The organism is Alistipes putredinis DSM 17216, from assembly GCF_000154465.1.
GTDB classification, from domain to species: domain Bacteria; phylum Bacteroidota; class Bacteroidia; order Bacteroidales; family Rikenellaceae; genus Alistipes; species Alistipes putredinis.
Window position 1 is genome coordinate 1,021,335 of sequence record NZ_DS499577.1, and the last position, 21,189, is coordinate 1,042,523.

At 50.5% G+C, this 21,189-nt stretch carries 17 protein-coding genes; 6 read left to right on the plus strand and 11 right to left on the minus strand.

All coding sequences use genetic code 11. The annotated features are described in order from the left end of the window. Positions 1 to 6: 6 nt before the first annotated feature. Positions 7 to 1,326, minus strand: a complete 1,320-nt coding sequence (locus tag ALIPUT_RS04995) for a hypothetical protein (protein ID WP_004328653.1) — start codon at positions 1,324 to 1,326, stop codon at positions 7 to 9. 87 nt (positions 1,327 to 1,413) lie between these two features. Here ALIPUT_RS04995 and ALIPUT_RS05000 point away from each other — a divergent pair, with 87 nt between their 5' ends. From ALIPUT_RS05000 to ALIPUT_RS05025, 6 genes are all read left to right on the plus strand, one after another. Further along, on the plus strand, positions 1,414 to 2,307 hold the full coding sequence (locus ALIPUT_RS05000) for a hypothetical protein (protein WP_004328654.1): 894 nt from the start codon (positions 1,414 to 1,416) through the stop codon (positions 2,305 to 2,307). After that, entirely contained in the window at positions 2,304 to 3,986 is a 1,683-nt protein-coding gene (locus tag ALIPUT_RS05005) for a hypothetical protein (protein ID WP_004328656.1), read from the plus strand. Before ALIPUT_RS05000 ends, ALIPUT_RS05005 begins: the two co-directional genes overlap by 4 nt. Positions 3,987 to 3,994: 8 nt before the next feature. Further along, a complete protein-coding gene (locus ALIPUT_RS05010) occupies positions 3,995 to 6,250 on the plus strand; it encodes a hypothetical protein (RefSeq protein ID WP_004328658.1) in 2,256 nt (751 codons plus the stop codon). Positions 6,251 to 6,324: 74 nt separating this feature from the next. Then, on the plus strand, positions 6,325 to 10,047 hold the full coding sequence (locus tag ALIPUT_RS05015; RefSeq protein ID WP_004328660.1) for a hypothetical protein: 3,723 nt from the start codon (positions 6,325 to 6,327) through the stop codon (positions 10,045 to 10,047). Between the two features lie 64 nt (positions 10,048 to 10,111). Continuing rightward, the gene (locus ALIPUT_RS05020) at positions 10,112 to 10,417 is read left to right on the plus strand and encodes a hypothetical protein (RefSeq protein WP_040293223.1); all 306 of its coding nucleotides are present in this window, start codon (positions 10,112 to 10,114) and stop codon (positions 10,415 to 10,417) included. 23 nt (positions 10,418 to 10,440) lie between these two features. Continuing rightward, positions 10,441 to 10,755 (plus strand): hypothetical protein, encoded by a 315-nt coding sequence (locus ALIPUT_RS05025; RefSeq protein WP_004328662.1) that lies wholly within the window; start codon positions 10,441 to 10,443, stop codon positions 10,753 to 10,755. Positions 10,756 to 10,827: 72 nt separating this feature from the next. Here ALIPUT_RS05025 and ALIPUT_RS05030 read toward each other — a convergent pair whose 3' ends face one another. The 10 genes from ALIPUT_RS05030 to ALIPUT_RS05075 form a co-directional block, all read right to left on the minus strand. Beyond that, a complete protein-coding gene (locus tag ALIPUT_RS05030; protein ID WP_004328663.1) occupies positions 10,828 to 12,660 on the minus strand; it encodes an argonaute/piwi family protein in 1,833 nt (610 codons plus the stop codon). 291 nt (positions 12,661 to 12,951) lie between these two features. Then, on the minus strand, positions 12,952 to 13,449 hold the full coding sequence (locus ALIPUT_RS05035; RefSeq protein ID WP_004328664.1) for a hypothetical protein: 498 nt from the start codon (positions 13,447 to 13,449) through the stop codon (positions 12,952 to 12,954). 13 nt (positions 13,450 to 13,462) lie between these two features. Next, on the minus strand, positions 13,463 to 14,320 hold the full coding sequence (locus ALIPUT_RS05040) for a restriction endonuclease (RefSeq protein ID WP_004328665.1): 858 nt from the start codon (positions 14,318 to 14,320) through the stop codon (positions 13,463 to 13,465). Between the two features lie 290 nt (positions 14,321 to 14,610). Next, a complete protein-coding gene (locus tag ALIPUT_RS05045) occupies positions 14,611 to 15,099 on the minus strand; it encodes a hypothetical protein (protein WP_004328666.1) in 489 nt (162 codons plus the stop codon). Then, on the minus strand, positions 15,096 to 15,554 hold the full coding sequence (locus tag ALIPUT_RS05050) for a DUF5675 family protein (protein WP_004328667.1): 459 nt from the start codon (positions 15,552 to 15,554) through the stop codon (positions 15,096 to 15,098). The genes ALIPUT_RS05045 and ALIPUT_RS05050 overlap by 4 nt, the downstream gene beginning before the upstream one ends. Next, positions 15,551 to 15,823, minus strand: coding sequence for a YfiM family lipoprotein (locus ALIPUT_RS05055; RefSeq protein ID WP_004328668.1), 273 nt, complete (start codon positions 15,821 to 15,823; stop codon positions 15,551 to 15,553). The genes ALIPUT_RS05050 and ALIPUT_RS05055 overlap by 4 nt, the downstream gene beginning before the upstream one ends. A 12-nt stretch (positions 15,824 to 15,835) precedes the next feature. Next, positions 15,836 to 16,510, minus strand: a complete 675-nt coding sequence (locus ALIPUT_RS05060; RefSeq protein ID WP_004328669.1) for a hypothetical protein — start codon at positions 16,508 to 16,510, stop codon at positions 15,836 to 15,838. Positions 16,511 to 16,578: 68 nt separating this feature from the next. Further along, positions 16,579 to 19,545, minus strand: coding sequence for a hypothetical protein (locus tag ALIPUT_RS05065; protein WP_004328670.1), 2,967 nt, complete (start codon positions 19,543 to 19,545; stop codon positions 16,579 to 16,581). 9 nt (positions 19,546 to 19,554) lie between these two features. Continuing rightward, positions 19,555 to 19,971, minus strand: a complete 417-nt coding sequence (locus ALIPUT_RS05070; RefSeq protein WP_004328671.1) for a hypothetical protein — start codon at positions 19,969 to 19,971, stop codon at positions 19,555 to 19,557. Further along, positions 19,937 to 20,974, minus strand: a complete 1,038-nt coding sequence (locus tag ALIPUT_RS05075; protein ID WP_014774664.1) for an RNA-directed DNA polymerase — start codon at positions 20,972 to 20,974, stop codon at positions 19,937 to 19,939. Before ALIPUT_RS05075 ends, ALIPUT_RS05070 begins: the two co-directional genes overlap by 35 nt. Between the last annotated feature and the right edge of the window lie 215 nt (positions 20,975 to 21,189).

Consider the following 21,189-nt stretch of genomic DNA (forward strand, 5'->3'; position numbering starts at 1 on the left):
ATGATTTTACCAATGGACATTTTTCTTATCCAATTCCAGCGGTGAACTTATGACTGTGAATGCACAAGGAGTTCCCAACCACGGTGTATCGAAACATTCGGATTTCGCTATGGGTGATTCGCTACACATCATACCATAGAGTGGACAACATCGAAAGGATGAATTGCCTAATAAAAATTTATACATTGCCTCCAAAGCGATCAATTCAAGAACGTCCATCGAATCATCGCCTTCAACTATATCTTCAGCACGTTTCGTTGCTGTTGCAGGATTATGATGTCCACAACTATGAGTTTGAATATAAGGAATGCCTAACCAACTAATGATAGCATTTAAGTTTTCTATCGAAATGCAATCTGTTTTTTCTTCATATAAAACTGTCAATAGAGGAAGCATCTTATTGGATAAACGCACTCGCTCCAGAACCGTCTTAATATAATCTAACGGAGCAACTAAGTTTTGCTTCAACATTTCTAAAAAGTTGTTGACCATTCCATCAAAAAAATCGGGAATAGGAATGCTCTTCTTTTGTGGTGTTGTAATTGTAGACTGATCGATATAATCTGAAAATAGTTGCATACCGTCGGTAATCTTTTCTTTTTCAGCTTTTGCCAATAGCTTAATCAGACTCTCGCCTGGGGCCATACTGAAAAGAGCTGCATGACAACAGCAGATAAGAAGTTTGGTATTGTGGTATAATGAAGGATAGTTGTGCTTGCATAATATTTTCACAACATTGTACGGAATATCATCATGTGTAGCATCAGGGTCAACTAAACTTTGATACAAGGCTGCCATGCTTTCCTTGATGATGTGTGCTCCCAGTTCTAAAGTATCCGTAACCTTGTTTTCAAATGTTATAATCAATGATATTACAGGCATATTTTTCCCTTCGACAATTTTCTCTCCTGTTCTAATCTCGATTCGTTTAGTTTGGTCTATTTTTACTCCATAAAATTGACTGTCATTGAAAAATCCATTTCCAACTCTGAATATGCTGTCAAGACGCTTCATTCGTTCTGTCGGAGAAATAGAATACGGTAACTTGACTTCATCACGGACGGCTATTTCCTCTTTCAGTTTCAACATCATTTCATAGCGTAAAATACTGGAAGATAATCCCCACAAAGTACCTATGTTTTGCCAATAGTGGATGTATTCATGAATGAAAGTCCCTCGATCTTCTTGGCTTATTAGGCTTAAATCGGTGTTGAAATCTCCTGCTGTGTAAATATGGAAGAATGAAGTGTTATAAGCCCCGCGCAAATTAGATACTATCTCTTTTTCAGATACTCCTAACGATAATAATTTTTCTTGTATATTCATTTTTTATAAAGTTTCATTTTAAGTATTCAAAGATAGCAAAAAGCCTCTATCCAACTGTCTATTGTCGAATTTATCTATTCTTTGAATATGAAGAATTCACAGGACAACAACCGGCGGATGATACAGGAGGCAATCCGCAAAATCGCATTGGGGCGCAGTATTGAGCGTATCGAGATGGCTCCGGGCGGCATGGGCGGCGTGGGTACCGCCCGCATGATTCACGGTTATGTCGCCAAGATACATGACGACCCCAGTGATGAAGAGTTCGCCGACTACGGCGGCACGGTGGACGTGGGCGAATATCCTGACGAAACTGCTTCGGCGGGCGGTATCATCCACAAAGGCGTGTTGCTGGCTGCCGCCCGGAACAACGAGGGCGGTTTTCTCATCGTACCGACCCTTTTTTCGGAGGTGACCATCGTAGTGGACGCCGCCACCTGCCATGCCTATATCGTCAATTACTCCCATGCCGAAACCATCCGCATGGAGGCGCATTCCGAGGTCAGCATCGGCATGACGGAAACCGAGGCTCTCGACCCCGACAGCGACTCCTCGCCCGATTACGACGAGCTGGAACCGACCGGAAACGAAGCCCATACCAGCTACACGGCCGAAGGCATCACGGCAACGGTCAGGAACGACAGCGGCAAAGAATCGTCGGTCATGCAAGGTGCGGAAGAGATTGCGCAGACCGTCGATAAGTCGGAAGTCAGACAGACCGCCGACAAAATCGTACAGAAGGTAAACTCCACGACCGTTGCCGTTGCCGACAACAAAGTGACGCTCGGCGACGAGAACGCCACCGAACCGCTGGTTTTGGGTAACGAGCTGGCGCAGCTCATGTTAGATTTCCTGACGGAGTGCAGTAAGATTATGACGCCTACGCTCATGGGAACCATGCAGCCGCTGAACTTTCCCAACTTCCTCTCGCTGACCTCCAAGATTCAGAAATTCCTATCCAAAACCTCCTATACCAAATGAGTGTCACCCTTCATCCCGGCATCGGCGGTCTCGATACGCAGGGCCTGTGTTACAGTCTCTACCGCCAGTTATACCAGACCTTCTTCAACGCCCAAGAACGCAAGAGCGAAGACAATCCCTACGGTGTGGAGGAAGGTGACGACACGTCCATCCGTCTGCATAACACGGCTTATGGATTTGCCGAGGCGATTTCGTCCGGCGTTTCCGGTGAAGGCGGAGGTACCGGTAGTTGGTCGGGCTATCTGCCCAAAAGCGGCGGTGACATGCAGGGATTGTTATGTGCCGACTACGGCTTTACCGCCGGTATCGACAACCGCCGTCTGCTGGAAACGTACCGCACCTCGCAAAGCGATGACGAGGGAAACGTCATCGGTTACACCTACGGCATCCGTCTGACGGGCGACGTACATGTCGGCGGCAATCAGCTCTTTGTGGGCGGTATGCAGCCTCTCCGTTGCGATAAGGCTACCGGCACGATATACCTGAGCGGGAAACGGGTTAATTTCGCCGACGCCGCCCTTTCCCTCACCGGAAATATCCTGCTGGGCGAGACCAAAGAAAACGGGGTGTTCCTGACTTCCGACAGCCTGCTCATTCATGGGCGGGAAGTCTATCACGGCGGTAATGCCAACCTCGCCACTGTGGACTGGTCGATGCACGACGCTACCGTTGCCGGTTCTCTCGAAGTCATGGGAGCGGCGACGCTCTCCGGAAAGCTGCGTGCCTTGCAGGGCGCGGAGTTGGGCGACGTCGGGCGGCTGCTCTTCTCTGTCCTCGGCGAAACCGTATCCTGTCTGAGTGACTTGACCTTTTCAGCCGGATGCGGAGTCCGAATCAGCGGAGTTACCGTGCTCAAAGGTTCCGGTGCGAAAGACATCCGGTTGGAGGGTGCTGACGGCGACCTGCTCGTAGGCGGCGACCACACAGCCAAGATACGGATTCTGTCGAACCTTACGGACATCGACGGCGAGCACGTCCTGCTTTCCCCATACGGGGCGGCGTACTTTCCCGACTCCATCCGGGTGCGGCACAGCTACGGCGGGGACCTGCTCTCCTCGTACCGTACCGACAGCGAGGATGAAGGCATCGTCATACACAAACTGCTGCGATTCGGAAGCACGGGAGGTTGCTATCTGACAGCCGACAATGACCGATTGGTTTTCGTCTCCCGCAGCGACCACACCCAAGCTCCCGGCGGTCAATACGAATCGGTGAACACATTCCTCGGACACGCTCCGTCCACCAGCCGTTACGCTCCGTTAAACCGGGCGTCGAACTCCCTGCGTATCGGTACATCCGGTGACTTTATCGTCGCTCTGAATCCCGTCGAGGTCACGGGACACATCGGTATCGACGGGAGCTTCACCCGACTTACGGCAGAGGGGCTATTCTTTACCGGCGACATCTGCCTCAGACAGGTTGGGGACGGTATCCGTCACGGCGGGAACGCCTACTTCGACGGCAGTCTTTCCTCGGAGCGATTCACCTCCGGAATGGCCGGCACCGGTTGGGCGATCCTGCGCAGCCGGACGACGGGAAGCATCTCGGCGACCTTCGACGAACTGACCATCCGGAAACGGATGCGGGTTTACGAGTTGGAGGTACAGCGTTCCTCGGCGACCAACGGAGCCTTGTGGGTAACCGATACCTGTTCGGGAGACAGTGTCGAAAAACTATAAATCCGATTATGGCACTATACGAATATTCCCGTTTCAAGATACGCATCGACCCCGGTTCCAAGAAACGGCAGGGATTGCATGCCGGAGACGTGGTTCGCCGTCAGTATGCGGACGGTGCGCAAACCTTTTACAGCCTGATGGTCGTGCTGGCCACCGGAGAAGACTCCGTGCTGCTGTCCGACGGGATACATGCGTCATCGCCTTTTTTCATCGGCGCACTCATCGAGGGCGACGAGCCCCGTGACGGAGAATTGCTGGACTTCGTGCGTCTCACGAGCCTGACCGATGAACGGCGCAGCGGCGCCATGTACCTGACTGCCTCGGACGAAGAAGCCCCGTACATGGATGTCATTGACGGCATGGGGACGGAACGTTCCTTGTTTCGTCCGGCATCCCTTGCCGCGTTCGGTTGCAGCGACAACGGGGTGTGGTCCTGCCGTTACACGCCTTCGGAAGGTCCCGCCACCCGCATCCTCCGGATTAGCCGCTCCTCCGACGCGGCGGCTGTCACCGGCGGTTTTCAGATTCCGTTTCCACAGGCCGTTTCCCATCCCCAGCGTCTGGTGATTTCATTCCGCATCCGCGCTTCCAAAGAGTTGTCCGCCGTGCCGTTGCGCTTCGGGTATGCCGACGGTACGGAAACAGACGGACAGGACACCGTGGACGTTACGACCGAATGGCAATACCGGTTGAGCCTGATTACGGTGGACTTTCCTGCGGAATATGCCCGCGCGCTGTCCCTCGACTTCTCGGGAGAGCTCGGTCCGGACGACTGGTGCGAAATCGGAGACCTCAATGTCTGCCTACTGGAACAGCTTTCGTCCTTTGCCGAAGCCGCCAAAATCCGTATCGGCCGCATCACGGGAATCGCAGACCCGCTGTTCGGTATGCTACAAGGTTATGGGGCTTACTTCCAGCGTCTCTATGCCACGCGGGACGTTCATGTGGCCGGCACGCTGACCGCCGGTGACGAGGACGGCTTCGGCAGCACCTTTTACGCCGGACGTATTCACAAGAACTGCATCATCGATTCGTTGAACGGCAATTTTACGAGTACGGTTGTCCGCCTTTCATCCGCCACACCGACCGGTATCGGCAAAAACATCCTGCTGCCCGTGACCGGCGGGACATTGCTTTGCCAGAAAGAAGTGTGGGTAGAGAAACATGCGGGCGAGCGTTACTGTCTCTCTTTCTGGTGTTATTGCCCGTCCAAGCAAGAGACTCCGTTCGATATTCTTCACGGGGAAAAGGTGCTCGCCAGCCTTATGATGCCCCAGACATGGCAACGGGTACATGTGACTTTCGACATCGAGCATATCCCCGGCGACGACCTTCGCATCGACTTCCGTACCGAGAACCGGGTGGTCTGGTTTTTCAGTTCCCCGCAACTTGAAAAAGGGAACGTGCCGACCCTATACCAGCCGACAGACGGGATCCTGAACGAAACCGACGAATACGGGGCGTGGTTCTGCCGAGGCGGTGTGGGCGGCACGATTCAACACCCCCTGTTACGGTTGGAGCCGGACGGTTCCATCCGTGCCGGCAACGATTCGTTCGTCATCAACCCTGACGGCAGCGGATACTTCTCCGGCGGCCGTTTCCGCTGGAACAAAGACTCCATCATCTTGCAGGATGTCACCATCCGCTGGGAGGATTTGGATGAAGAGATGCAGGAACAGATGAAACCCCGTTTCGTCACCGTTGATGGCGGTACGGTGTTTCATTATAACGATGCCGTTTCCGGCAATCTTTGCGACCCGGCAGAGATCCTCCTGACCGGCACGGCGCAGAACCTGACAACGGATTCCTGCCGTTGGGAATACCTTGCTGCGGACGGCGGGTGGAAAGACACCGGCGGGAACCAGTCCGTTTACACGCTCACGCCGGATTTCTCCGGCTGGGAAGGCCGGAACGTCCTGACACTCCGTTTCATCGTCCGATCCTCCGGCACATCGTATCATGCCACGCATACCGTTTCCAAACAATACGACGGCAGTGACAGCTATTCTTTGCATGTGGAGTCCGATTCGGGCACCGTTTTCCGCAACCACATGGTCGAGACGACACTACATGCCCGTCTTTACAAAGCAGGAACGGAAATCACGGACCGGATTCCCGATGAAAATTTCCTCTGGAACCGCATCAGCGACGATGCCGACAGCGATGCACTCTGGAATGCTGAAGAACATCGGGGACGCACGCTGCGGATTACCGGTGAGGATGTGTGGCGTAAGGCGGTGTTCAACTGTGAAGTATTCATGTAGGCAATATGAGATAACCAATCTTGTCTATAAACTCATTGCCCACGCATACGGCTATTCTTATACAAACAAAACGTATGAGCAGCCGACAAGTTATCGCGCGTGGGCAAACCACGATTTACATACAGAAGGATTCCTACACAATCAGCCAATCGCTCGGGGAATACGTCTTTCCCGCAGACCATTCGGGGAAGGTGCTCTCTGCCGTAAGCCTGACATCGACCATCAAGGTCACATGCGGCGATTCGGAATACAAGGATTTTACCATCGGAGTGATTGTCAAACCGGCCGGATTCTCGTCCATTTCGGTGGATAACAGCCGGAAAACAGTGACCTATACGGTTGCCACCGGAACGACAACCCTTGCCGAGCACGGCTCTTTGGATATTCCCGTTACCATTGCAGGGGCGGTTTACAGCCTGTCGTTCGTCTGGTCGAAAGCGAAAGCCGGTGCGCCGGGCACTGCCGGTGCCGATGCCAACCTGCTGGACTGGGTACGGGAATGGAATACCGGTAAAACGCTTATCGACAGCCATACTGTCATCACGCCGAAACTCTTTGCCGGTGTGAAGAACGCGGACGGCACCGTGACGGGTACTGCCATCGGCCGCTTCTCTCTGAGTACGAAAACCGCTTCCGGCGGTATTGCCACCGAAACCATCGACGGTATCTGCGGCTTCAGGAACGGATCCAAAACCTTTCTTTTGGATAACGGCGGCAACGTCCAGCTCGGTTACGGCGACCAGTTTGTCCGCTACGATGCTTTAACCGGCAAAATCACGTTCGGTGCGGGTGTCAGCCTGAACTGGACCAACGCCATCCAGCAAGCCAAGACTGAAACGCTTAACGCTGCCGCCGCTACTGCCCAAAGCAAAGCGGATGCCGCATTGGGCAGTGCCAAGAGCTATGCCGACACGAAAAAAAGCGAAGCCGTCACGCAAGCCGGTAAAGACGCTGACGGTAAAATCTCGGCACTGACCGCTACGTTGAACACTTCCATTGCCGATGCCAAGAAAGCCGGTACGGATGCCCGTGCCGTGGCGGATGCCATTACCTCGAAAGCCAATGCGGAAGGCTGGTCGAACAAGCTGACCTACATCGATGCAAACGGCATATTCACGGGGAAACTGTCCGCCAATACCGTCAATGCCATCAACATCAATGCCTCGCAAATTACGGCAGGCACCATCGCTACCGCCCGTCTGAATGCTGCGGAAATCCGGTCGAACATCATCAATGCGGCATACATCAACGGTCTGACGTGTGCCTTCGTTCGGGGAACTATCGGCGGCTGGACTATCGGTGCAACCACGTTATCCAACAGCCACATATTGTTGGATAGCGGCAACAAACGGGTGGTCGTGTACGGGGCAAGCTCTGGAGCGACAAGCGGCAAGCGAGTGCAGATCTATTACAACTCCGATACGGATTTCGGTTTCTATGCCACGGATGCTGCTGGCAACTGCCTTGCCCGTTTCGGTTCTGCCAACCAGATTGCCGGGTGGAACATCGATGCGAACCGTATCTACAAGAACAACATCGCATTGGGTGCGGACGGCTCCATCATGAACGGCAGCAAATGGAAGCTGAACAACGACGGGTCCGGCAGTATCGCGTCGGGAAACATCTCATGGGATGCAGCCGGTGCGGTGACCTTTTCGGCGGCGGTGTCGTTGAACTGGAAAAACGATATAGAGGCTGCCAAACGTGCCAACTTCGGTTATCCATATTATCACAAAATCGTCATTTACGGTGAAGAGGATAAATACTATCCTGTCATTTTCAAGGGCGGAGACCAGACCTTCAAACGGGATATTCTTATCCGACGTGCATATAGTGAGCAAGCCCCTGACAGTTGGAACAATACAACTCATAAAGGTGGACTTGTCCTATTGCTGAAAGCCAATTTCGGCGGTTGGGGCGGCATTGGCTACTCGTGGGACATCTATGAACTTTCAGAGACATACTGCCGCATGTTTGCCGGTGCACAATTGTGTGGTAATTGTTGCATGTTCGCCGTGTTCCTGCGCGGGGGCGGAACGACTGGTGCGGTGTACCATATCTACTCGGATCAGCCGATAGTGAACAACATTTATAGTCCATCTCCGATTCCGGCAGCACCGCAGATTGCCTACAACTGCGATCTTATTTTTCAGAGCGGTTCGAACACGGCTAACGCTCCGGGTGCCCGTACCCTCACGGCGACAGTTCAGGAGGAGATACGCCGTCACCGGTTCATCGCTTTGGCTCAAAGCTCTGACAGCACATTGGCTGCGCATCCACTGACCTACATTGGTTCTACAGGCATCTACACCGGCACGTTGACTGCGGCGCAGGTCAATGCCGTTTCCATCGATGCGGGCAGTATCCGGACGGGGACGCTCAGTGCCGACCGTCTGGCTGCCGGCAGCATCAATTCCACAAAACTGGATGCCGGCAGCATCAAGGCCAATATCATCAATACGGACTATATCAACGGCCTGACCTGTACTTTCGTGCGGGGCAAAATCGGTGGCTGGACCATCGGCGCGGACAACATCACGGCCGGCAGTGTGGGTGCAGTCGGAGCCATGCCAATCCAGATGCGGACTGCGGCCAGCGGTTCAGGTTACTGGTACAACGGCGCATACAAACCGCAGGGCATCGTAATGACATGGTACCAAAGCAGCAATGCGGGGCATGTGGTTTTCGGTCAGATTGCCGCTTCGGGCAACAGCGTGAAAACCGGTTTTCTCGGCATCCAGATGATGACATGGGACCATGTGGAATACTTCTGTCTGTCGGCCAACTACACCAAATCGGGAGCCAAAGAGATTTACAACCGCATTGCCGGATGGGCATTCGACAACACCCGCATCTGGAAAAACAACGTCTCGTTGGGTGCCGACGGCTCCATCACCAACGGTACGCGCTGGAAACTCAACAACGACGGTTCCGCCTCGTTCGGTTCCGGCCGGAGCATCTTCAACACGGACGGTTCGGGACAGGTAGCCAACGGCAAATTCAAATGGGATGCCGCCGGCAACATCATCGCCCAAGGAGGCAAATTCAAGGATGTGACCATCCAAGGCACCATCCGTAGCGCGTTCGTGCAGAACGACCCTTCAATTTGGATTGTCGTGGGCGGCGGCACGACCAGCGATGTGCAGACCGACCCCGTGCACTACGACAACGTGGTCTGTACGCAAACAGGCGGCTGGAACGAGAACATCAACCTGCAATGGACCTTGGAAAACTCCGGCCGCCGGATTTGCCTTGTCAATTACAGGTGGGGTTCTACCATCTCTACGGGAGTGATGAGCATTACGGCTCCCAGCGGCAAATATTTCTTCGAGGATGGAATCTCGAAAACGACGCTCAAATTCTCCCGCGAAGTAATTGAAATGATTGGTTACGGGGACGACAAGACCTTTTTCGGATGGATTGTACTCAACCGCCGGGACCTGATGACAACCAGCCGATACGGAAAGTTCCAGCAAATCCTTGTTACAGGCATTGTTACCGGAACAACTTCCAGCGCATCCGTCCGTTTCCTCTGTTTCGACGGTTCGAAATCGGTATCCGTCAGCCGATTGGGAAAAGGGATGTACCGTATCTATCTTCCTTCTACGTGGGGGCTGTCGAGCCGCTACCTCGTCATGGCTACCGGAATCTATTCCACGGCGGAAAACACTCCGATTTATCCGACGGTAAAAGCAATCTATTCCTACTATTTCGACATTTACACGCAGGATGACGCTTCCCGGAATGACGGCTCGTTCAACTTCCAAGTAATCAGTACGGCGGACTGGGATTTGTAATTTTTTTGAAGCATTGTCACCTGTTCGGCACCCTGCCATGCTATTCTTTCATAAACTCTGCTTTATGAAAATTATCCGCATCACTACGACAAAGACAGCACAGGAACGCACGGAACGTGCCTTCTACAACTTGGATTTTACCATGACCGACGGGGCACTGGAACGTGTGGTGGCTACCGTTTACACTCCCGAGAGCCGCCTCGACAGCGACCCGGCACCGGTCTTCATCGGCACCATCACTTACGAAAACGGCCAAATCTTCTGCTCTCTGCCCAAGGACGCCTCCATTGCCGGTCTGATGGGCGACTTCGAAAACTTCATGGTCCAGATCCAGTCCGCCGTAACGGATGAACACGCAGACAACGAATAGTACGGAAACCTAATTATCAGAATATGGAACTAAACATCAAAGACCGGCTCTACATTCCGGTCATCCTGCCCAAGGAGGGCACGTTCAAGGATTTCAACACCAAGAAAGAGATTCTTCGCAAAATCGAAATCTCCGCCGGTGAGCGCGAGGCGGTCGGCCTGCACGAAAACGAGGAGAACGGGCGCATCGAGTGGGACATCGAGAAAGACACGCCGCTGGCCATCGACTTTGCGGGGGATGAACTTGCCTACCTGAAACAGGCGTGCGAGAAAATCTCAGACGAGAAATTGCCGGACGACATGTGGATTGTCGTGGAAAAAATATATGACGGGAAATAGTATAAACTTATGTTATAACAAGTCCCCTGCATTAACATTAGTCTGGCATTGCCAGACTAATGTTTTACAGAATTAAATAAAATATCGATAATCGTACGTTGCTCCATTATATTGATGCAGTAAATTACCCACCTGTGCCAATGTATTAGAAGTGTCAATTGTTGCTGGCAATTTCGTATATAGATTGAATGAATTCCAATTCATCTTCGTAAATCCTATAATTTCAGAGGCAATAGTAGATAGATCTCCTTTACCATAATACTTAGTTATTTTTAGAGGAGCTGGAATACACCTGCCACCGGGATAGTAACGCCGTCCACCCCGAATTGATGGAACGACACCATGTGTCCATAGTAAAGCATTTCTTGATGACAATTTTATGCACGTTCCGCGCGATACCGGATATGAATCGTCAGAAATATTGTTGTCATAAACTCTTTGTGCTATAAATTTAGCATTGTATTCATAATTGATGGTTATCAAGTCGATGTCTTTAATTCCCGCTTGACTTAGCGCATGGGTAATGCCTTCAATCTCTTCATTTCTAAATGGTGTTCGTTTATGAATGACAACCCGACGAGGTAATTTATCCATGGATTTAACGAACAATTCTCGTATAGTAATTCCAAATTTGAAGGCTTCCTCATAAGTTAAATAAGGATTCTTTTTCCCATCAAATTGAGGTTGCTCAACTTTTGATAATTTGTATCTTAACCCTTGACCTTTTGCGTTGTATATATGGCTACAACCCAAAACGATGTCCACTTTTCCTTTACCATTTGTTTTGACGCTATAACCAATACCTGCATACGCCGTATCTGAATCAAGACTGGCCAATGCCCAAGGGATACGCATTGCCTTAACAAATAAAGCTAATGACAACCACCAGCAGATTTCACATACCATTGGGTCCTTCAAAGTTTTTTCTTCTATGATTTGAGTTGTAAAACTGTGTTGAGCCGCATAAGCCTTTATATAGTTGTGCAAATCAAACGATTCTCCATCATGTTTGAACTGTTTGTGTAGACTCCAAGAAGTAGGAATGTAAATTACAACTACAATTCCTGGATATTTCTCGGCCAAACTACCGGCCTTATGACATATTGATTGCGCAAGGCTTATTGTATCTCTTGGTGTATCTTCTGTTTTTATCCACTTATCCGTATCGCTGTCCGGAATTTCTAATAATGTTTTATATATACTATGGAATCCTGTATATGGCTGAATGTAATCTGAATTATCGTTAGCTTGTATAGTTGTGTTTAAGCGTTGTAAAAAAGATTTCAAACTATTGGTGTGAGCATTAGGACAAATTACCCCCAGTCTTACATTTTGTGGCAAAACATCTTTTTGCCAAGAATCATAAGGCTTATGATTAGATAATCCTCTCATAGGATTTGAATCTAAAAAAGGCCTATCTGCAAATGTATTTACGAATTCCAATTCAGGTTCTTTGAGTTGAAGGCCCCAATAAATCGTTCTTCTATTATCATACGATCTTGAAAAATATCCTCGTTCAGTGCTGTCTTGATATTGTATTTCGGAAAATCCGCTATTGTTGCTTATTTGGAACTTAAATCCACTGCCAGAATTTTGAGGGAACTCAAAAATAAGACGTGCATTGCCAAATACGATATTTTCCCATTGAATAAGTTTATTGCTATATGCCTGGTTCCACATTTTATCCAGATATATCCGCGCATACTCCTGCTTTTTCTCTTTTGAAACCGAGCGTGGGTTTTCTATATATATTGTTGGCCGCAAGGAAAGCAGGGCGTATTTTTGCTGTGGCACAAAAATAAGTGAGCATTCTATCGCTTCATGTAACAAGGTGCCATTATCATTTCTGAAAATATCTGAGCACCAAAGTGTATTATGTTTAACATCGACATTTAGACCTCGCATTGCTGCAATACTTTGGAGCGTAGCCCTTAAGAACAGTTCTCTATAACTGCTTTTTCGTTCTATGTCCGATGCAAAATCTATTACTTCTTTCTAAAATAGGTTGTAACTCACTATGATATATTGGCTTATTTGTAACCAATAAACGCCACTTCGGAGGCCGGGTAACAGACGGGTAACAGAATCGAATGAAAAACCCTCTCAACGCCCGATCTATCGGTCTGTCGAGAGGGGTATTCAACGCAACTGATACGGGGCTATCAGTACCGCAAAGATATTGAATTATTTGGATTTCTATTGCTTGGTGTAGATTATCGCATTCTCGGCCTCGGTCAAGCCATAATCCCACATTTTGAAAGAGGAGGCGTCGATGACCTTGATGTTGCGCTGATCTTCGCTGTTTACTACTTCGCCGTCCGTTCCGTATTCAAAGAATGAGATCGTCGGGATTGCTCCCTCATATTTTACGTCGATTGAGTAATAGCAGGTCGATGAGCCGCTGATCTCTTCAAATCGGGTGTCGGTTATGACGGCGGTTCCGTATGCTGTAAAATCCGGGAAAAGGATTACCGTCGGCTTGATCTCTTCCGGCTCGGAATAGGGCTGAAAGACGATGGTTTCCGTATAGGAACCGGCGGATGATAACTTATCCTCATGGAACCCGATATATCTGCCGTTCAAAGTCTGCCAAATCTGTTTGACGGTTTCGTTCATCTCCGGCTTTGGGGTATCGTCTTTGGAGCAAGCTGCGATGCAAAGGGATAGGAATAGAATAGATAAGAGTTTTTTCATAAGTATGATGGTTTTATGCTTTCAGAAAATAAACGGGAATAATCGGGAGCAGGGCTTTGTCCTCCTCGCTCATGCGGTCGTAATAGCGAATCCATAGGTCGATGAACTCGTCGATGTCGATCAGACGCAGGCAACGATGCCCGTTGCGGGCCTCTTTCTTGGATTCGCTGGTGAATGTCCCCGATGTAACCAGCAGGCCGACCTCACCCTCTTTCACGAGAACCCCCAGCAGACTGCGGACGACATCGACGGAGATTGCAGAGGTCGGATAATGCTTGACCTGTACTTTCAACTGCGGGGCGGTCGTGCCGAGCGGGTCTCGGTAGGCGATAATATCGACGCCGCCATCCTTGCCTTTCGGGGCGATGAACGGCGTGTAGTAACCCATTGCCCGCAACAGGGCGGCGACCAAATCCTGAAACTCGTAGGGGTTCTTTTTGATGATATACTCCCGAATGCCTTTCGATGCCTGACCTTGCAACATATCCAAATCATCGGGCTGATCCGCATTCTCCTCGATGACCGATACCGCGTGCTCTTTCTGTATCTTGGAAAACTTGCCGTGAAAATCGGCGAAGAACTCTCCGGCTCCGGCGGCAAGAGCTTTCGCACCCTCTTCCGTCAGATGCCAAATCCCGCTCTTTTTGACGAGATACCCGACCTTGCCTACCTCTATCGAATAGAAGTTGAGATACGCTTTCCAGCGGATGACACCGCTCTTGGTTTCCTCTTTCTCATAATCGGTCAGCGGGAACGATGATGCGAGGGTTTCGTATATATCCGAAATCCTCATTTCGCCGCCGTTGGCCTCGATTGCTTTCATGGCGGCAAATACGATCTCCGCCTGCCTTGTTGGTTTCTTTTCGCTCATGCTATCCGTAAATCAAACATTCGCTGCTGTTTCCGGATATGCACACAGAAAAGCGTGGGCGTTCCTGTCGGTTTAGAGGTATCGCCAAACACCTACGGACTAACAAGGAAATGCCCACGCATAACGCAGGCATTTACCATTGTTTTTTAAGTCCGTTGTGAAATTGGCGATTTCCTAAACCTTAAAAACAATAGCAAACGCTATAATATCAAAACTTTTTCAAAGGTACAAAAAGTTTCTGAAATTTGGAGCTATTATTATAATCGGCTGTATTGTTCGCCTTTGCGCCCTCAAATAAACCTCCGAATCAAGGGAAAAATCTTTTTACGGAGCAGTACGAGAATGATGATAATTGTCACCCAAAAACCGCGTATTTGCGTCTGTTGCCACCATGTCAATTTGCGCTCTACCTCGACGATCTTTTCAACCTCGACCTCCCGATCCCGATAAACGATGCTGTCCCGATATTCTATCGGCCGCTGCGTCGGTATTTCCCGATCGTCCGTCTTGTTTTCGAGCGAGTGGGATAGCGACCCGTCGGGGTTGATCCTTGCGTCCGATACCGCTGCCGAGGTTTCGAGGTGGCTCGAATCTTGGCGGACGGTCTGCTCGGTTCGCTCGGCCGGCAGTTGCACCCGTACCGTGTCGGGAATCCATATTGTGCGATGCCTGATCTCGACATGCAGGCTGTCCCGCGTCCCGGTCGAGGTCGTCAGATGTTTGCACGGGCAGCAGGCCGACAGCAAACCGATGATAAGGCACAAAATCAGCGTTCTCATACGATTTCGATTTGGATTGGTTCGCCCCGGTCGGAGGCCGTTTTGAGCATGTCATAGACCCGTCGGAATGTCGCCGTCGAGTTCAGCACCTTGCCGACCTCCTTGTTTTCGCCGACCAATATGCACCCCGCGCTATCCTCGGCGGTATTGCCGATATGGATCAGGATGCCGTCGAACTCCGGCACATTGAGCAGCCGAGGCAGGTAGCCGTCGCAGAATTTGTACTGCGCCTGATCCTTATACTTCGGGGATTGGACTTTCAGCGTGATGTCGTATGTCCCGTAGGGGATAGCGGTTGCGGCATACACTTTCTTTTCGCCATTGTCGAACCGCCCGTTTTTGTTCAGGTCTCGCACGGCATCTTCGATGGTGTCGCAGACCTTTTGCCCGTCGATGTAGAGCCAGCCGATGGTATAGGTCGGCTTCAATGCGATGCGTTTCAAAAGTAGTTTCATAGCCACGCGAAAATTTGAATGATGAAACCTCCGGCCATTGTATAGGCCAAGTCAAGCCAATCCCATCCTTTGTAGCGGTATTGGTCGAAAGCCTCTTTTGCCACCCCTGCGATGGCGGCGAATAAGACGCATATTTCAGCCGTATAGGGAATGACAAGGGCGAAAAAGGCTGCGATTACCGCACCTGCAATGAGGTGCAGGAGTTTGTCGGATGGAATACTCCCCAGCCATTTCAAGATGGCGGTCAGAATATTTTTGATAGTTTCCATGATGTTGTGATGTTAGTTGGATAATAGGGTTGCTACCTGAATACCGCACTTGCGAATAGCCTTGCCGACAGCGGAGGCGTCCATCTGTTTTTGTCCGCAAAATGATATGCCGATTGCTCCGAGCGGCTTTTCTCCTGCATATAGGGCGAGAATGGCGACCTCGTTCACGTTATTCGACTTGAACTTGAAATACATTCGTTCGTCGATCTCCTTGATCGTTTCGATAGCTCCCCAATAAAATCCGTCGTCAAAGACTTTCCCGATAAAAGGGTATTTCGATAGCTGAAAATCAGTATATTCATCATCGACGTTATTGATGCCGTCAGCGACCTCTTCGATTCGCATATCGCCGTATAGGAACGGTAATCCTGATGATAGGTTTTTGCTCCCATTATGCAGCTCTATGAGCCATGTACGGTCGGCATCGAGCGCATATAAGAGTTTGCGCAGCATCAGACGAATATCCGCATCTACCTGAATGCGCTTGGCTACCGATTCATCATGTTGCTCTGCTTGGATTGATTCGACTTTATCCAGCACATAGTGCGGATTGGTGATAGTAAGGATGACAAACCCCGTGAGGAGTAAAAGCAAAAGCACTCGCAGAAAGCGGAAGAACCCGTATTTTTCCTCCATTTTGAGCAGCTTTTCGAGCCACCCGATTCCCTTTTCGATTTTCTGTTCCATAATAGGTTTAGATTTATGACAAAAGTAGTGAATAATACCTAATAGGTACTATATGGGCGAAAATAATTTTACTCTTTCGTTGAATATCTGGTGAAATTCTTTAATACCCATCCTCCTTTGATATTGACAAAATCCATCATTTCGCCGGGGGACAATGCCCCGACTTGCGTATAGGAGCTTTTCGTCCCTTTAACCACCGTGCAAGGGTATCTGCTGGAATTATACAGCGAGCAGTTATAGCCGTCATAGTCGTCATTCGTCTCCATCAAAACACCGAATTGCGCTCCGGAGGTCAAGTCCATGTAGCAATTTTCCGAAACCTCCAAAACGGTTGTAAAGACCAATGGCGGACAATATGTCGGCACGTATATCGTCTTGTATGACCCGCTCGTTTCAAAGTAATTGGAAACGCATCGTCCGTCCTTATATACTCGGAACTTGGCTCGGTTGCCCTCCATTGCAGAGGGCGTTTTCGCGGTAAAGTCGATTCCGGTATTGCGTTGATAGGTTTCGCCCGTTGTGGATAATGCGAAAATTTGCGCCCCTACGATATTCGTTACAGTTCCTACGACAGAGCCTTTATTGTCGAAACAATTATCCCCATTGCTCGGCGTCGCGCTTTGGGTGTAGATATGGGTATAGCTATTGCTTGTCCATCCGTAATACTCTACATTCCCTTGCTGTGCTCCTGCGAATATCAACGGGTAGTCATCCTCGGAGGTCGGATTATAACCGCAAAGAGCCGCTATTACGTTTTTCAATGCGTCTCTCACTCCCACGAATCCCGAAAGGGCAACACCTCCGTCTATTTCGGTCGTTGCATCTTTGAAAGCCTCTTTGAGATAATCCAAATCTGTCCGTTCGAGGTCGGCAACATCTTTCAGGCTTCCATCCGAGGCGATGAATTTGATATTGCCTCCGATTTCTCCCAGCAGCAGGTCGAAATATGTTTTGCCGTCGGACGATACGATCTTATCCGTCGTAATCCGACCGGGCAGAATCTCCGAGAACCCGTAGAGCGAAACATAGCTTCGTTCGCCGTCGTATTCGCTGTTCAGAATGCCGACCAGCAGATGATAATACCCTGCGACATCGGTCATCTTGATCGCCCTGTCAGATAGGAGAAAATCGCCCTTTACGGTGGTGTCCGTGCGGCTGACTTTGGCATAGAGATAATATTTCTTTGCTCCGTTGTCGAGGTACGGCGAAAGGTATTCGTTCATCTCCCAAACCTTGTACTCCGAATCGGCATGAGAGGACGAGATCGTGCCGATGCCGAGCGTCATGTGCTGGATGAATCCGTGCGGGATATGCAACTGCTTCGCCGTGTTGTCGTAGGTGATACCGTCGCCTACCGCTGTGAGGTCGGTCTTGCTGGCGACGAACCGGAATTGCAGGCTCTCATCCCCGACGAGCATCATCATCGTCTGCACGGTCAGCGGATTGATAGAGTTCGTGAAGTTGTCGAGCATCGAATCTTCCAACATCGCCATCGTTTCCTTGACATCGCGGAACCGACGCTTGGTATAGCTTACGGCGTTGCGGATGCTGTTATCTGTCGCCACCTCGTTTTGGCCGATCTCCCGAAGTTGCGACGATACGCTCTTGCCTGAAACCGAGTTCGAGATTTCGAGGACGGGAGCATACGGCGAGGTGAGAAATTCCTTGATACCCGTGATGCGGATCGGAATGCCGTCGGGGGCGAACTGCTCATCGGTGAACAGAACATATCCGCCGACTTTCAGCCGCCCGCCGACACGGAGCCAATTCTTTTTCGCCCACAGCCCTTGCAGAGTGCCGGTAAAGGTGAATTTCTGATCTTCGTTCTCATAGAGTTTGCGGGCCGCTTCGCGGAACATATCCCATGATGCCCCAGTCTTATCCGTATTGTTACAGATATAGGAATCCGGCAGCATGATACCGAAAATGGCGTAGGTGTCGCCGACGGCGGGACTGAATGTTTCGTTCGGCATCGTAACCCCGTCGATTTCCTGCGGCACGAGTTCAAAGCGGCGTTCCGAGTGATTGTATTTGAACTCGAACTGCTTGTCGTCGCCCGCGAGCATCCCCTTTTGGAAGATGATCGTCGCCGTCTCGCCCTCGATGACATAATCGTTGAAATTCAGCTCTGCGGGGATGGAATTGTCGATGATGTCGTAGAAATTCTTTCCTGCGTCGATGCACTCGACCGCCGATACTGTTCCCACGCGCGAGGGGTATATCTCGGAGCAATCGAGGCTGTCCTCCTTGACTGCATCGGAAACTTTGTCGATGCGCTCGATGGAATATCCCTCTGCGTCGGATTGATAGATGCGGCCCTCATAAACGAGCGTCTGCGACTTCGGCAACAACAATTCCGCTGAGCCGTATTTTGAGCGGTCGATATTACGATCTCCGCCCTGAACATAGAGCCGTTTGATCGGCAATTCATCGCTCTGCGTGGTGCGCCCGACACCCGGCTCGAAGCCGTTACCCTTGCCGTATGCGAGCGGCAGGGGATCATCCTTGAAATACTCGACTTTATGCAATGAAATCGTATAGTCGTTGATTTCCCACTCGGTCTCGAATTTGTTTGCGACATCCTGCAATGCAGCATCGACGTAGGTGTGGTTGAACTCGACCGTCTGCTCCGCCGCATCGAGGCATTCGCCGACTTTCCAAACTCCGGCTCCGTCGCGCTGGTTGAGATTCCAAACGATAGCTTCGACGAGTTCGTGGGGCTTGGCGCACATCGACCATTTGAGGCGTTTATCGACGGGATTACGCATCTTATACAGGCTCATGTTGTCCTCCAATGTTCCGAGGGTAAGAGTGTATTCGATATTGCGGGTTCCGTTCTTCTTGATGTTTTCCGGCGATCCGAGTTTGTATTTCACGCCTTGATACTCGCACCATGCCCCGACGGGAATTTCGACAAATTCCGATAGGGAGAATTTCAGGACGAGTTGCGGCTTGGACATGAGGGAGCGATAGCGGTAGCTGCTATCGCTCTCCTGTACGTCCAATGTCGTGTTGTTGAAATGCAGGGTCAGCATGATCTGATTTTATTCGATGTTCAGCTCGGCGCAGTCTGCGTCGATTTGGGCTTTCAACGCGGCTCTCGCTGCGAGAAAGTCCTTGTACGAGGCGATCTTCGCCTTTGCCTCGTCGCTCGACTTGGAGCCGCCATATACGCCGAGATTGGCGGCGTTGTACTCGTTGATGAGCTTCTGCTCGTAGTTGGCATCCCACATTGCACGGATGACGGCCTCCGTGATCTTGTTGCTCGATACGGAAGCCCATACGATTACCTCATAGCAGGAATACTGCGTGCGCGAACTTTCGGCGGCGGGCTGATCTTCGCCCTCTGCCATGATCTGCTGCGGTGCGGCCTCTTCCTGAATATCCCAACGGTAGATGTAGCTTCCGTTGCCTACGGCCTCGAATTTAGACGGCCTTGCATCGTAATACGAACGTGTCATAGAATTGCGATTTAATGATGGTTTTTAACAAATGTTTTGAATTGGAGACTTTCGCCCATCCGTACCAACTGCATAGCTTCTGTTTGTAGTCTCTCGCGCTGATATTGAGTTTCTTATTCAGACGCGCGGCCATGCGGCAGAAATTCTGCTTGATGGATTTGCGCATGAGCGTTTGGTTGTGGTAGAATACGAATCCGACGAAATCGAGGCCGCGCCCGTGCTTGTCCGCCCGGTTCTCGGCAATCGGAAATATCTGCTCATTGCCTTTCAGTGTCAATTTCAAGGCCGCGAGATACTTCTTGATGTCGGCCAGCAGGATGTGCAGCTCCTCTTTCGTGGAGGCGAGAAATACCATGTCGTCGGCATATCTGAAATAGTTCCGCACCCGCTTCTCCTCCTTGATCCAATGATCGAAGTAGGCGAGCATCAGGTTTGCGAAGTATTGGCTCAAATAGTTGCCGATAGGCACGCCGTCGGTGCTGTCGATGATCGTATCGAGCAGGGCGAGCGTATCCTTGCATTTGATTTTGCGGCGGATGATGGTTTTCAATACGTCGTGGTCTATCGACGGGTAGAACTTCCGGATGTCGATTTTGAGGCAATATCGGGCGTTTTCCCGGTCTTTGATGGCCCGCTTGACATTCCGCATCGCTCCGTGAATCCCGCGGCCCTTGATGCAGCTATATGTGTCTTTTGTGAAGACCGAAACCCATATCGGTTCGAGGATATTCATGATTGCATGGTGCAGAATGCGGTCGGGGTAATACGGCAATCGAAATATGATCCTCTCTTTCGGCTCATAGATCGTGAACGTGCTGTATTCGGAGTTCTTGAATGTATGATTTTTCAGCGTTTCATGCAGGGCAAGGATATTCGCTTCACGGTTTTTGTCGTGAAGCAAGACGCCATACGAGCGGAGTTTCCCGCGCCTTGCCTTTTCATCGGCGAGGCGGAGGTTATCCAGCGATATGATCTTTTCGTATAAGTTTCCTATACGCTTCATTTCGACGCTTTGCTTTTCATATTCGGGGCGTTCGGCAGTTCGGGATGCCCGAAACCGCCTACTAACTCCTTTTTGAGGTGATATTTTTTGCCGAGAGGCAGGGTCGTTGCTCTCAAAATTTATGTTTTTACCTTTCTGAAAATCATTGGCGAGACCTGATATTCGCATTCGTATTCGAGGGCGTGTTATTCGAATTCGCATACGCAAAACCGGCA